This window comes from Citricoccus sp. (assembly GCF_032154715.1).
Taxonomy (GTDB): Bacteria; Actinomycetota; Actinomycetes; order Actinomycetales; family Micrococcaceae; genus Citricoccus.
In genome coordinates, this window is the sequence record NZ_JALDXU010000026.1 from 1 (window position 1) to 13,866 (window position 13,866).

Annotated in this window: 9 protein-coding genes; 1 reads left to right on the forward strand and 8 read right to left on the reverse strand. The window is 72.1% G+C overall.

The genetic code is table 11. The annotated features are described in order from the left end of the window. The 5 genes from RUH65_RS06520 to RUH65_RS06540 form a co-directional block, all read right to left on the reverse strand. On the reverse strand, positions 1-1,752 hold a 1,752-nt coding region (locus tag RUH65_RS06520), incomplete at its 3' end, for a glycosyltransferase (RefSeq protein WP_313816495.1). Further along, on the reverse strand, positions 1,749-2,570 hold the full coding sequence (locus RUH65_RS06525) for a hypothetical protein (RefSeq protein ID WP_313816497.1): 822 nt from the start codon (positions 2,568-2,570) through the stop codon (positions 1,749-1,751). The genes RUH65_RS06520 and RUH65_RS06525, both read right to left, overlap by 4 nt. Positions 2,571-2,661: 91 nt before the next feature. After that, on the reverse strand, positions 2,662-4,443 hold the full coding sequence (locus tag RUH65_RS06530) for a glycosyltransferase family 4 protein (RefSeq protein WP_313816498.1): 1,782 nt from the start codon (positions 4,441-4,443) through the stop codon (positions 2,662-2,664). Further along, positions 4,440-7,079: a hypothetical protein gene (locus RUH65_RS06535; protein WP_313816500.1), complete on the reverse strand. Its 2,640-nt coding sequence runs from the start codon at positions 7,077-7,079 to the stop codon at positions 4,440-4,442. Before RUH65_RS06535 ends, RUH65_RS06530 begins: the two co-directional genes overlap by 4 nt. Continuing rightward, positions 7,076-7,846, reverse strand: coding sequence for a hypothetical protein (locus RUH65_RS06540; RefSeq protein ID WP_313816501.1), 771 nt, complete (start codon positions 7,844-7,846; stop codon positions 7,076-7,078). Before RUH65_RS06540 ends, RUH65_RS06535 begins: the two co-directional genes overlap by 4 nt. 250 nt (positions 7,847-8,096) lie before the next feature. On the opposite strand from RUH65_RS06540, the gene RUH65_RS06545 reads away from it, so the two are divergent. After that, entirely contained in the window at positions 8,097-9,878 is a 1,782-nt protein-coding gene (locus RUH65_RS06545) for a polysaccharide pyruvyl transferase family protein (protein ID WP_313816502.1), read from the forward strand. Positions 9,879-9,916: 38 nt separating this feature from the next. Here the strand turns inward: RUH65_RS06545 and wecC are convergent, their stop codons facing one another. From wecC to RUH65_RS06560, 3 genes are all read right to left on the reverse strand, one after another. Continuing rightward, complete coding sequence (gene wecC / locus RUH65_RS06550; RefSeq protein ID WP_313816503.1) at positions 9,917-11,176, reverse strand: UDP-N-acetyl-D-mannosamine dehydrogenase; 1,260 nt, start codon at positions 11,174-11,176, stop codon at positions 9,917-9,919. 107 nt (positions 11,177-11,283) lie between these two features. Beyond that, positions 11,284-12,525, reverse strand: coding sequence for a glycosyltransferase family 4 protein (locus RUH65_RS06555; protein ID WP_313816505.1), 1,242 nt, complete (start codon positions 12,523-12,525; stop codon positions 11,284-11,286). A 3-nt stretch (positions 12,526-12,528) separates the two neighbouring features. Then, on the reverse strand, positions 12,529-13,797 hold the full coding sequence (locus tag RUH65_RS06560; RefSeq protein ID WP_313816507.1) for an LCP family protein: 1,269 nt from the start codon (positions 13,795-13,797) through the stop codon (positions 12,529-12,531). Between the last annotated feature and the right edge of the window lie 69 nt (positions 13,798-13,866).

The following is a 13,866-nucleotide window of genomic DNA, read 5'->3' on the forward strand; positions in this document are numbered from 1 at the left end:
GTCCAGTCGCTTGCGCAGGGGCACCATGCCGACCAGTCCGAGACGGTGCCGTCGCCCGGGCAGCCCTGGACGGTCCAGGTCCGCCAGGCTCACGGCATTGGGAATGACCGAGACTCGTTCGGCGGGGACGTCGAGGTGCTCGACGACCAGGTCCCGGTAGTGCTCCGAGACCGTGACGAATCGGTCCACGGCGTCCGAGGCCAGCTCGGAGAGCCACCGTCCGCGCAGCTCGAACATGTGGAGCCGGACCACCAGGCGCTGACCGGCCTTCTTGTGCCGCGCGTACCAGACGGCATTGGGTCCGGCCCATTCGCACATCACGACGTCGGCCCAGTCCACGAGGTCCTGTGAGGCGGCCTCATCGTGGTGGTGCAGGGAGGACCAGTGGTCCAGCCGCAGGTCGACGTCCGGATGGTCGGTGAGCAGGTCCACCAGCTCACCCGCGAACTTCAGGTCATGGCCCGCGACGACGACGCGCACCGGCCGGGAGCGCCGCGACCGTTCCGGTCCGGGCAGCCCGATCCGGGCCAGCCATGCCTTCAGGGCCTCGGCCCGCGCACTCATCCGGTAGGGCTCGGCCACGGCCAGGACCTGGGCGGACAATTGCGGCAGCTGGTCCCGGGCCGCGGCGATGGTCCGGGCGATGTCCTGTGGGCCGTCCTCGGCACCGTCCACGAAGAGTGGGTAGTCGGCTCCGAGCAGCTCCTCGTGGGCGGCCGTGCGGTTCACGAGGGGCGGGACTCCGAGGGCGCAGCTCTCCAGCACCTTGGTGGACACTTCCAGGCTCAGGTCCAGTTCCTCGTCACGCCACCCGAGCGTGATGTCGGCCTCGGCGGCAGCCTCCAGCGCCGCCGTGCGGTCCAGTGCCCCCCGCCAGGACACGTCCGATCGGGGGGCGTCCATGACGGCGCGCATGCGCTCCGCCCAGCCGGGGTGCTCCGGATCATGTTGGACCTTGTCCCCCACCATGGTGAGGTCCGCGGCCACTTTCCCCGCCCGCAGGTGCTCCACGATCTCCGGCATCTGGTCCGTGCGCCAGCGGCGGGCGAACTTGCCCGTGTAGACCAGGCGCACGGGACCTCCCGGCGCCGCGGCGGACGGGGCAGCCGAGGGACCGATGGCGTCCGGCACCATCGGCGAAAGCACCACGGTCCGGCCGGCTGCAGCGGGCACCATGGCCTCCAGCACGGCGCGGGCCTGCTCGGTCTGGGCCAGCATGAGGCGGCTGGCCGCGGCGATCTCGCCGAGCTGGTGCCATCGCTCAGGGCTAGTATCGGTGCCGGTGTCCGGGGCGCCGTGCGGGTATCCGAACTCCGTCACGTAGGACCAGAGCCGTCCGGCGAAGGCCCCCCGGCGGGCGACCTGGCGGCAGATGCGGAGGCCCCGGACCATGACGACGTCATAGGGATCCTGGCCGTCCAGCTGCTGGAGGGCCTCGGCGGCCGGTACCGGATCCAGGGCGCGGCGTCCCTGCGGTGGGTGAGCCGGCCACACGGTGACCCCGGGCATGCTGCGGAGCTCCCCGGACAACAGGGTGCGGTCCTCGACGGCCTTGAGCTGGACGTCGACCTGGGCCCCGGCCAGGGACCAGGTCTGGGCCATAGAGGTCAGCCAGACGGCGGAACCGTCGACGATGTTCAGGTCCACGTCTCCGTAGAGCAACACGCGGACCTGCCGCTGCGCCGGCAGGGTGCCGGACGGGTTCGCCGGCTCGCCGCCGGTCTCGGGTCCGGCGGTCTCGGTGCCGTTCATCGGCGGGCCTCCTGGGATCCGTTGGTCTGGGCGTCCGACGCCGGCCGGGGTGCGGGCTGGAGGGGATCCAGGTCCCGCAGCAGGTCGACGACCCCGGTGGGGGCGTCGCCCGGATCCTCCGTGATGTGGTGCTGCGGGGGCGCCGCACCGGGGCGGACGGTCAGGATGCCCTCGTCCCGCCGCAGGGCCACGGCTCCGAGCCGGAACCGGTCCGGTCCGCGGTCCACGAGCCACACGCTGATGCCCTGGGCGCGGGCGTGGGCCAGGGCATCCTGCAGCTCCTGGAACAAGGCCACCCCTTCGGCATCCAGTGCACCGGCCCAGGTCCCGGCCACCCCGGCCAGGTCGATCACGGCCACTTCGCCCAGGTCGATGGTCGCGCGCGCCGTCCCCGGGAGCAGCAGGTGTGTCTGATGGCCCGCGGTCTCCAGCCGTGCCACGAGGTCGGCGGCGGCGAGGACGGCGATGCGGCGGCCGCCGCCTGCCGGACGCGGTGCCCGACCGCCCAGCAGTGCACGGTTCAGCCGGTGGGCGGCCTCGGGGTCCCTCGCGGTGACGGCGGCGGCCCTGCCGGTGGCCACGGTGGCCATAGCGGCGGTGGGGCCAGGGCCGGGAGCCAGCCCGAGCGGATCGCCGGCGGGCGCGGCGCCGCGAGGTGCACGGGCTGGGACGCCGCGGCCGATGGCCCGGCGGACGCGCCGGGACAGCGAGTCCGGGAGGTGCTCGTCCACCGTGCGGAGGGTGCCCTTCAGCGCCCGGCGAAGGGGAGTCTTCACCCGGGCCGGGAGGGCTCGACGTGCTCTGCTGTATACGCTCATGTCCTGCTTTCCTTCACCCTGTGCGGTCGGCCGGTCACACACAGGAGCCCGTGGGCACCGGCCCTGCGGCGCACACCGGCCAGGGTCCAGCCTACGCCGGAGCGACCCCGAGACCGCGGTACATCGCCAGGTAGCGCTCGGCGTTGCCACGCCACGTCCGCGTCTGAAGCGCCCACTGCCTCCCGGCCTGTCCGAGCTCCCGAGCGTGCCCAGGATCCTCGATCAGGTCCTGGAGAGCACCGGTCAGGGAGTCGAGGTCCCCGGGCCGGAACAGCACTCCGGTCACGCCGTCCTGGACCAGCTCGGCCAGCGCGGGCAGGTCCGCCGCCACCACGGGGCGGCCCACGGCTGAGGCCTCCACGGATTTCATGGGCGTGACCGTCCGGGTGACGGACAGGTCCTTCCGGGGCACCACGAACACATCCAGCGCGGCGTGGTTCATCAAGGCCTCGGCACGCGCGACCCGCCCGGGGAAGTCGCACCGGTCCTCGATGCCCAGCTCCCGGGCGAGCACCTTCAGTCCGGGCAGGGCCACGCCGTCTCCGGCGATCCGCAGCCGGAGGCCGGGGTGCCGGGGTGCCAGCGCCGCCGTCGCCCGCACCAGCAGGTCCAGTCCCTCGTAGTCCACGATGCTGGACACCGTGCCGATGATGGTGTGCCCGGCCTCCAGGCCCAGGGCCGCCCGTGCCTCGTCCCGGCTGGGCGGCTCCTGCAGGAACTGGTCTCCCACGGCATTCGGGCAGATGATCATCCGCTCCGGGTCGACTCCGGCCGCCACCAGGGCGGAACGCATGCCCTCGCCGAGGGTGACGACCCGGTCCGCGCTGCGGGCCACCTCCGCCTCCCGGGCCACGAACTCCCGGTAGCGCTGGGAGGATCGGGCACCCTCGCCCCGGGTGGCGGCCCAGGTGTCCGCCAGCTGGCCTCGGACCTCGTAGACCCACGGGATCCCGGTCGCTTCGGCGACCGCCCTGGTCACCAGCCCGTTCGTGAAGTGCGTGGTGGTGTGGAGAAGGGAGGGACGGTGGCGGCGCACGTGGTCCTCCAGGAGCTCCGCATGCTGGCCCAGGCGATTCTGCAGTCCCTGATCCATCTGCACCGGCAGCAGCCGGGCATAGTCCACCGTCTCCACGGTGTCCAGGTCGGCGGCCCAGGGGACGCCCACCTGCACGGGGTAGCCGGGGCGGGTCACGGCCGAGACCTCCAGACCGGCCTGCTGCAGCGAACGGAGGATCGAATGGCTGCGTTGTGCGTAGCCACTGGAGGTGTGGGGCAGGGAGTTGGTCAGGATGTGGAGCACCCGGCCGGGGACCGGATCGATCGGTCCGAGTCCGGAGGGCCGGGGTCCGTGGCCGGTGAACCCGGACAGCTCCCCGGCGGCACGCTTCGCCAAGGACCGGTTGCGGGGGTGCCGGGCGGCCAGCGCGGCCGCACCGTCCAGGTCTCCACGGTAGGCGGCCACCCGTGAGGCGGCGGCGAACCAGGCGGCCCGGCGTTCTGCAGGATCCACCTCCTCCAGCAGTGCCTCCGCCCTGGCCTCGTCGGCCAGCCCGAGGGCGGCGTCCGCCCGGTAGGGAACCGTGCGGGCAGACGCCCCGGGGCGGGGTCGCTCCAGTGCCCGCCAGGCCGCGGAGCGGTCCCCGCGCATCTCGTGGCCGATGGCCTCCAGGACGTCCGCGCCCAGGCGCCCCGAGGCGATGAATCCCGAGGCCAGTGGCCGGGACACGGCGGCGGGCAGGCGGCGGGACACCTGCAGGGCCAGCAGGACGGGATCGTCGACGATGTGTTCACGCACGGTCTGGGCAGTCAAAGCCAGGTTCCGCAGCCACGGCGTGGTCCCGGCGCGGCGGCCGGAGGTCTCTGAGCGGGTCACGGGTGTCGCCTTTCCGGAGGGCCGGGATGGTGCTGACGTCGAGGTGGTCCGGCTGCGGCCACCGGCACCGGCAGCAGGTGGACGGCCAGTCCCGGGGTTCTGGTCGCGGACGCCAGCCTCGCCCCCCGGCAGGCTCGCATCCACAGGCGTACCCGGGCCACCCGGTGCAGCCGATGGCCCGGGACCCCGAGCAGCTCCACGGACACCGGCTCCCGGGCGGGGTCCGGCACTCCCATGGCGATGAGATCCACGGCCTGCGCGGAGCCGGCCGGGAACCGCGTCTCGGCCAGCACCCGGTCCGATTGCAGGACGCGCATCCCCCGGATCAGGTCGGTTCCGGTGAAGGAGAATTCCAGGGCCAGGTACTCGCCGGCGGCCCCGTCGAAGACGGACGGCTCCAGGAGGTAGCGGTGGTTCAGGAGCACCATCCGGTCCGCGTCGGTGGCCAGGGGGGACGGCAGCTGCCCTCGGTGCCGTGGATCCAGGGAATCCTTCCTGTCCGTCCGGTCCACCGCGGCACCGCTCCGCTGGGCCTGGCGCTGGGCTCCCGCCCGGCGGAACCAGTCCTCGAGCTGCCGGCGCGCGTCCAGCAGCCGGCCGCGTCCTTCCGCCCCGTACTGGTCCGGTTCGCCCGGCTTCCCCGTCGCCCCGGTCGCCCCGGTCGCCCCGGTCGCCCCGGACCGACGATGCAGCTTCAGGACCGCTTCCTCCGCGGAGCCGATCTTCAGCAGCCAGTCACTCCATAGGTCGTCGAACCGGTTGGCTGGGTGCCGGGAGGTCAGGACCACGGGGCCCGCGCACACCGCGTACGGGGTCACGGGGGCATGCGACCGCTGCCGGCCCGATCCGGCCGGCTGGAGGTAGACCGCGCTGCCGGACAACGCCGCGGCGAGCTCATCCGCACCGGCCTCCTCCAGATCAGCTGTGGCCAAGTCTCGGATGGTCACGTCGCGAGCCGGACCGGACAACACTCGCCCGAGGGCGTCGGCCACCGGATCGCCGGAGGCCCCGGCGGCGGAACCGTCGTCGGAGCGGATCACCGTGAGTGCGGTCCCGCCGGCACTGCCGCCCGGCGGTTGAGCAGTCCGTCGTTGCACCGCCGCCAGGAAGGCGGACTCCACCACGGCCGGCGTGTGCAGGGCATTCTTCGCCGCTCCAAGCAGGGCCACGCGGTCCACCGGGGCCGAGCCGATGCGGACCACGAGGTCGTAGCGCGCGGCGTCCCCAGGACTGAAAAGCTCGCCGGAGAGCAAGCACACGGTGGACAGGCCCGCGTCCCGGGCGGCGTCCACCTCCCGCGCCGAGAGCCGGAGGCCGTCGGCCAGCATCAGGTAGCGGACCGGCCCTCCTTCGAGGGAGGCCAGCAGCGGCAGGAGGCCGTCGTCGTCGGGAATCCATACCGCCGCCAACCGGTCCCAGTCCTCCAACTCCCGCCGAAGCACGTCCGTGGCGTCGAAGCGCCGCGGCGGACGGCGGAACGCCAGGACCACATCAGCGGCCCCCTCCGCGGCGAGCGAGGCGTTTCGCGGGCCCGGGACGTCCCTGATCTCCGTGGTGACGGGGATGATGGGGCGGTCCGGGGCGGTGCGGCCGTCGAACTGGAGGAACCAGACCGTCCGTTCGGCCGCGTCCAGCGAGCGCCAGCTGTCGTCCCGCAGCAGCGCCTCGAGGGCCAGGACGCGGGCCGTGGCGCTGAAGGAGCGGTCGAAACGCTCGAGGGTCCGGGCCGCCACCGCGGGCAGGCCGCCGGAGTCCAGCATGCCGGTGATCCACCGGTCGGCCTCCGCGATGCTCCCGCAGACCTCCATCTCGGGGAACGCCGGGCTGGGGGGTGCGCCCGGGACGACGCTGACCACGGGGAGCCCCATGGCGGCGTACTGGACCACTCGGCTGGGCAGGTCGAAATGGCTCAGGTTCTCCAGGCCGGGGAACCAGGTGGGCTGCCCGCGGTAGGCGCTGAAGAACTGAGGGATGTTGAGCGCGACCCGGGCCCGGCCACCGGCCTCGGCCACCTCGGCGTCGGAGTCCAGGAATCCTCCGCCCAGCCCAGCGGGGTCGGCTTCCATGCGGCCGTAGACCCGCACGGAGTGGCCCATGGCCGCGAGCTGTTCGTACCGTGCCCGCCGGACGGGGCCGACCATGTTCCCCAGGAACATCACGGTGGACTCGGGCTGGTGCCGCCCGTACACGGCCGGGAACGCCGCGTGGTCCGTCCAGAAGGGGAAGTTCACCCCGGTCGGCCGCCCGAACCGCTGTTCATAGAACCGCAGGACCGACTCGTTGCCGCAGTGCAGGATGAGGTCGTAGAGGTCCACGATCGGACCGTAGGAGTCCTTGAAGAGCACCGGGTCGTCGGACAGCCAGGCGGCCACCACGGCACCGGTCCCGCGCAGGGCCTGCAGGACGGGATAGGGGGCCGAGGCCGGGCGGAACACGAGCACCAGGTCCGGCCCGAAGTCCGTGATCAGGTCCAGGTGGTCGGCGATGGTGGGCAGCAGCTCGTCCGTGTTCCGGAAGAGGTACCCGGAGCCGAAGCGTCCGGTGTGGTACACCGCGTGACCGCGTGACCGTAAGGCGCGGTCCAGGGAGGAGGCCACGTGGGTCTCCTGGATGCCGTCGTACAGGACCACCCTCATGGCCGGTCCTCCGTGGCTCGATCGGTGGCGGGTTCGGTGGCGGGTTCGATGCCCCGGTCGAAGCGCACGGTGTCAGCGGTCTCGACGACCGGCAGGAGGGCACCCGCCGTGGCCTGGGCCCCGGCGGCCGCCCCCAGGGAGAGCCGCTCCGGCACGCGGCTGAAGCCGAGGACCGGGACATCGGACCGGAGCCACCGGGCGAAGCCGGTCCAGGCATCCTGGTCACGGTCCGCCCGACCGATCGCGAAGCGGTCGAGGTCGATGAGGAGGGCACCCATGGCATGGGCCGGCGTCGCGGGGAAGCTGGCCACCGGGTCCAGCACCTCGAAGTTCGCCCCGGTCCGGTCCCCGGCCAGGATGGCGGTCACATCGTCTCCCTCCACCATCAGGCACGCCACACCCTCACGCCGGCGGTCTCCGAGCACGTGCCAGGCCCGGAGCGCGGCACGGTCGCGGCGCGCTGCCACGTCCGTGGCCAGGGCGCGGATCTCGTCCCGCATCCCGTCGAGGGAGGCCGCCTGGGCGTCGCTGCCCCGAGGGCGGTCATCGGCCAGCTGCTGACGACGGGAGCGCTCCAGGTTGCCGGCCAGCGTCTTCAGATCCCGTTGGGTAAAGCGGAGGCCCGCCACCAGGTAGGCGGCGACGCCCAGCAGTCCGGCGGCCAGGAGGCTAGACCCCCACCGGTTCAGGCCCAGGGCGAACAGCGGCACACACGCTGTGATCAGGACGAGACCCGACACCGCCGCAGCACCCAGGAGACGGCTCATCCTCATGCTGCGGGCAGACCTTCCGTTCTGGCGTTCCGGTGTGCCCGTCCTGGTGAGTCGACGGGCGTCCGGCCGACGTTCCGGGCCGGACCCGGGCCGGTCAGGGCAGGGCTTCACGGCGACTATACCGTTTCCGGCCCGCCAGCCCCGTGCTTCCGAAGGTGCGCCGCCCGCCCTGCTAGGTTGAACGGTGGCCGGGCCCCGGACCCCGTGCCCCATGGGCGGCGAGCAGGAGAAGCGAGGACACCAGGTGAGTCACGAGTCGATCCCGAGCCACCCGGGCCAGGAGGCCTCCCGGCACCGGGTGGTGCTGGTCCGACGCCGAGGTTCGCGCCACCATGCCCGGGACACCGGCATCCTCCGGGACCTCCACCTGCTGGGCCACACCGTCTTCGACCTCGATCTCCGTCTGCACCCGGCCTGCCGGGTCCCGGAGACCGGAACCGCGGGCCACCGCTTCGACCACGGCCCCGTGGAGGCGGTCTTCCGGCGTTTCGTGCCGGACATCGTCCTGCTGGCCGACGACGGCCCGGTCCCCTCGGAGTCGACGTCCGCCTTCTTCGCACGGCACGGGATCGTGGCCGTCGTCCTGAGCGATGACGCTCCCGAAGACGACCCCGAGGCACTTCTCGGGAAACTCCGGTCGGCCGGTCCCGTACCGGCCGGGGAGTCGCCCCGCCCGCGCACCGTGTTGTTCTCGGGCTATTACGGTGCCGGCAACCGCGGGGACGAGCTGCTCCTGGACACCTTGGTGTCCCATCTGCAGGGCACACTGCCCGGGTTCCACCCCGTCGTCGCCGGTTCGAAGCCCGCCGTCGTGGAGCGCGAGCACGGGGTGCAGTCCCTGGCCCGCACCGACCTCGAGTCCGGTGAGGAGTATGCCGAAAGGGCCTCCTCCCTGCTCCTGGGCCCAGGAGGCCACTGGCACGACTACTCCATCAAGCTGGCGGGCGGGGCGGCCGGAATGGTCCGTGGTGCCCACGTCTCCCCCGCCCACATGGCCCAATTGCCCCTGCTCGTCAGCGCCTACGGCGGCGCGGTTCACGTGCGGGGCATGGGGGTCGGCCCGCTGACGGACCCCGCGGCACGTGCCGCCGTCCACCTGACGGGCCGCCTGGCCCGCACCATCTCGGTCCGCGACCAGGAATCCGCGGGACTGCTGGAACCGATGTCCGAGACCTGGCCGGCCGCCGTCGAGGTCTCCCCGGACGTCGTCTACGGGCTGACCCTGCCCGCCCCGGGCACCGGGACGGTGCCGGACGGGCTGCCGGACCGGTACCTCGCCGTGAATCTCCGGCCCTGGTCCGACGAGCCGGACCGACGCCTCGACCTGCACCGCGTGCTGCTCGAGACCGCCCGGGAGCACGGCCTCGCGATCGTGGGCGTCCCGATGCAGGCCACCGACGAGGTGGCGCTGCAGGATCTGGCGGCGACCGCCGACGCATCGGGATCCGGGGTCGCCGTCACGGTGGTCCCCGCAGACATCGACCTGCCGGCGTTCTTGGAGGTGCTGCGCGGTGCCGACGCGCTGGTCGCCATGCGGCTCCACGCCAACTTGTTGATGCACCGGTTGCGTCGCCCCGCCGTCGGCCTCGTCTACGACCCGAAGGTCGGCTCCCACTTTGCCGAACTCGGCCGGTCGGACTACGCGCTGGATCTCACGACCCCCGGAACCGAACTGCGGGACACGCTCGACCGCCTGGTGCGGAACGCAGAGCTGCCCGCAGCCGCCCGCGCCGTCGTGGACGAGCTTGAAGAGCGCGCCCGCCGGGAACTGGACCGGCTCACCGAGACGCTCGCGTCCGATCCGCTGCGCGTTCCGGACCCTGCCTGGGTCCGGTATCCGGCACCCCCGGCGAAGAAGTCCCCACCGAAAGCGCCGGCCCCGGTGCAGGCGCCGGCGAAGCCGACGGACGAGCCCTCAGCGCCTGCGTCTGGTGTCGACGCCACTCCTCCGACTCGACCGGTACAGCCGGTGTGGCAGCGGGCGGCTCGCCGGATCTACCGCGGAGTGAGGCGCCGGCTGCGCTGACCCTGTGCTCCCCGCACCGGGCCGGGCCGGGCGACGCTTTAGAGGACCCGGGCCTCGCGCCACTGGCCCCGGGTGTCCACCACGTGCTTGCCCGCGGCCAAGGGCTTGAGGTCGGCGAACGCGGCGTGGTCCACCAGCAGCACCACGATGTCGGCACGCTCGATCGCGGTCTCCGGGGCGACCAGCTCCACGTTGTCCCGGCCGGCCAACGAGGCCGGCAGCTCGTCCACGTGGGGCTCCACGGCCAGGATCGTGCTGCCGCTGAACTGCTCGGCCATGGCCACAGCGATGTTCAGGGCCGGGGACTCCCGCAGGTCGTCGATGTTCGGCTTGAACGCCAGGCCCAGGGCCGCGACCACCGGGGCCCGCCCGGTCGCCTGCTGCACGTCGAAGGCCTTGACCTTGACCTGGTCGATGACCCACTCGGGCTTGGAGTCGTTGACCTCACGGGCGCTGCGGATGATCCGAGCCGCCTCCGGGGCGGCGTCCACGATGAACCACGGATCCACGGCGATGCAGTGCCCGCCCACGCCCGGGCCGGGCTGCAGGATGTTGACCCGCGGGTGGTGGTTCGCCAACTCGATCAGCTCCCAGACATCGATGTCCAGGTCCCGGCTGATCATCGACAACTCGTTGGCGAAGGCGATGTTCACGTCCCGGAAGGAGTTCTCCACGAGCTTGGCCATCTCGGCGGTCCGCAGGTTCGTCAACAGGATCTCGCCCCGGCAGAACCTCTCATACAGGCCCTTGGCGGACTCGGCGGCGGCCTTGCTGGAGCCCCCGACGATGCGGTCGTTGGTGACCAGCTCAGTCATGACCTTGCCCGGCAGCACCCGTTCCGGGCAGTGCGCGAACAACAGGTTCCCGGCCTCGGCCAGGTCCTCACGCGCCTCGTGGATGACCTCGGCCAGGCGCTCGGTCGCCCCCGGGGGCGAGGTCGACTCCAGGATGACCAGCTCACCGCCGCGCAACTGCGGGGCAAGGTTCCGTCCGGCCGCCTCGATGTAGGACAGATCCGGAGACTTGTCCGCGTGGAACGGGGTAGGCACCGCCACGATGTAGGCGTCCGCGGCCGGGGTCTGGGTCGAGGCGGTCAGCAGTCCCTCGGCGACCGCCTTCTGCACGAACCGGTCCAGGTCCGGCTCCACGAACGGCACAGAACCCGCATTGACCGCATCGACCGTGCGCTGGCTCACGTCCACCCCGTGGACACGGAGACCACTGCTCGCGAGGATGGCCGCCGTCGGCAATCCGATGTAACCCAGGCCGATCACGGCAACGCTGGAAATCTCAGTCATGGAGTACGTCCTTCAATCGATGGCGCCCTTCAGGCGGTCGTCCCGGACACGATGCCGGGGATACGGCGACCGTCGGTGTTCGGGTCCACGACCGCGGGCAAATCCGGTCAGTGGCGATTATAGGCCGTGGCCCGTGGGTGACGGCGCAGCACGGTCTCCCGGGCAAGTCCGACGAAACGCCGTCCGAGCTCGGGCAGGTCGGCGTGGCGGTGCACCCAGTCCCGGCCGCGGCCGTCCACCGCGGTGCTCTCCGGGTGGGCGGCGAGGTCTTGCCAGTGTGCCGCCAGCAGGGCGGCATCGGCCGGCACGATGCTGGCCGCACCGGACTCCTCCAGCACGCGGGCGGCCTCGCCCGTGACCACCCCGGTGACGTGCCGGCCCACGGCCAGCAGCTCGTAGGTCTTGGACGGGATGGTCCAGTCGAAACTCGGCCAGTCCGGGCGAAGACTCACCAGGCAGGTGTCCGCCCAGGCGTACTGCGCGCGCAACGCGGGCCCGTGCGCCGCGTCCATCATGGTGACCGGGGCGCCGAGGGAGTCGTTCAGGACGGACAGGGCATCACGCTGGGTCCCCGATCCGACGAAGCGCACGGCGATGCGCTCCGGTCCCTCCCGCACCAGGGCAGCGGCCCGGATGACCGTCTCCAGCCCCTGGCTCTCCCCGTGGTTGCCGAGGTAGAGCACGTTGAGTTCACCGGGCCGACGGTCCCGCGCCGGAACCGGTTCGATCCGGCTCAGCGGGACGCCGTTCCCGACCACCTCCACCTCGCGGATACCACGTTCGGAGAGCCGTTCGGCGAATCCACACGTCACCGTCACCACGAGGTCCGCCGAACGCTGGGTCCCCGTGACCAGGTACTCCATCAACCGGCTCAGCAACCCGGTGGAGACCCCCGAGTCGCGGGCCAGGTCCGGCCAGGCGTCACGCATCTCCACGATCAGCGGCGTCCGGCGGAGCTTGGACAGGGTCCAGCCGGCGACGACAGTCGGCAGAGCCGGCACGGTGACGACCAGGACATCGGGCCGCTCGGCGCGCAACGCCACCGGAATGGCCGCCAGCGCATGGACCACATGCCCGAGGAACCGACCGTCACGGGTGGCACCGAGGGCAGGGATGGTCCAGGTCCGCCAGACGCGTTCCCCCTGGGTGCCCCGGCCGGCGTCGGCACCGGTGGCGGCCAGGAGCTCGGACTCCCGTCCCCCACCCGGGACGTGACCCGGATCGGCCTGCGGGACGACGACGTCGACGTCCCAGCCGGCCTCCCGGAACGCCTCGACGAAGGCGGCCCACCGCCGCTGGGGCGGGGTCCGTTCGGGCAGGTAGGAGTGCGTGATCAGCTGGACGCGCATGAGTCAGGCCCCGGCGCAGACGGCGGCGGGTTCGGTGGCCTCGCCGGAGGCACCGGCGGTGCCACTGGCGCTGCCGCTGGCCGAGTCGGTGGCGTCCGTGCCCCCGTCCGAGGCAGCGGGTTCACCGGAGGCGGCGGGGTCGCTGGAGTCAGCCGGCTCGCTGGAGGCATCGGCGCTGGCGCCCGGGGTGGCGCTGTCGCCAGTGGCCGCGTCCGTGGCCTCGTCCTCAGCGGCTGCGTCAGTGGCGTCATCGCCCGCGAGATAGCTGTCCAGGTCGTCGGCCTGCAGGGCCTGGCGCAGCTGCTCGATGGCGGCTTCGTCCTGGAGCACGATCGAGGCTCCACCGGGCCCCTCGGCCGGATCGCCGTGGGGCACCGTGAAGGTCTCGATGTCATCGGTGCGGATGCCGTTGAGCTGGAGGCCGTAGCCGGCGATCGTCGCCGCGTCCAGGCCGTCGTCCACTGTGATGAAGGGAACGATGCTGTTGACGACGCCCATCAGCTTCTGGGGGTTGGCCAGCGTGTCCACCGTGAGGATCTGGTCCACCATCGCCGAGACGAAGCGCTGCTGGTTGGCCACCCGCTCGAAGTCTCCGCCCAGGAAGGCCTTGCGCTCCCGGACATAGCGCAGGGCGTCGGAGCCCTCCAGCAGGATCTCACCCCGGGGGAAGAAGGACGGGTTGACCTGTCCCGAGGAGAAGGACTGCGGGTTGCAGACCTGGACGCCACCGAGCGCGCTGGTCAGCCCGTTGAAGCCCTCGAAGTCGATCACGGCCAGGTGATCGATGTTGACGCCCAGCATGTTCTCCACCGTCGAGGTCACCAGCGGGTAGCCGCCGAGCCCGAGCGCGGCGTTGACCTTGCGTTCGCCGTGACCGGGGATCTCCACCCACAGGTCACGCACGATCGACATCACGTAGACGTTCTGCCGGTCCTCGGGGATGTGCACGAGCATCAGCGTGTCTGAGCGTTCACCCTCCTCGCCCTTGTTCTCGGCGGTGTCCATGCCCTCACCGCGGGAGTCAGACCCCATGACCAGGACGTTCAGGGCGCCGTCCGTGGTGGCCTCCGAGGTGGCGATGCCGGCGTCCACCGTCTGGCGCTTGTCGTTGAAGGTCGCGGCGATGGAACTCACGTAGACGCCGACGAACACGAGGACGACCACGAGCAGTGCGGCAACCACGATGAAGGCGTTGCGGACGGTATGGCGCCGCCGCCGCGCCCGGCCGCTCGAGCGGCGCGGCAGGTAGTCGTTGTTCTCAGTGTGAGACAAAAGGGGTTCCCATCGACACGTCACAGTTCCACATCATCCTAGACCGCCACGGTCCGGCGGCCGGTCCTG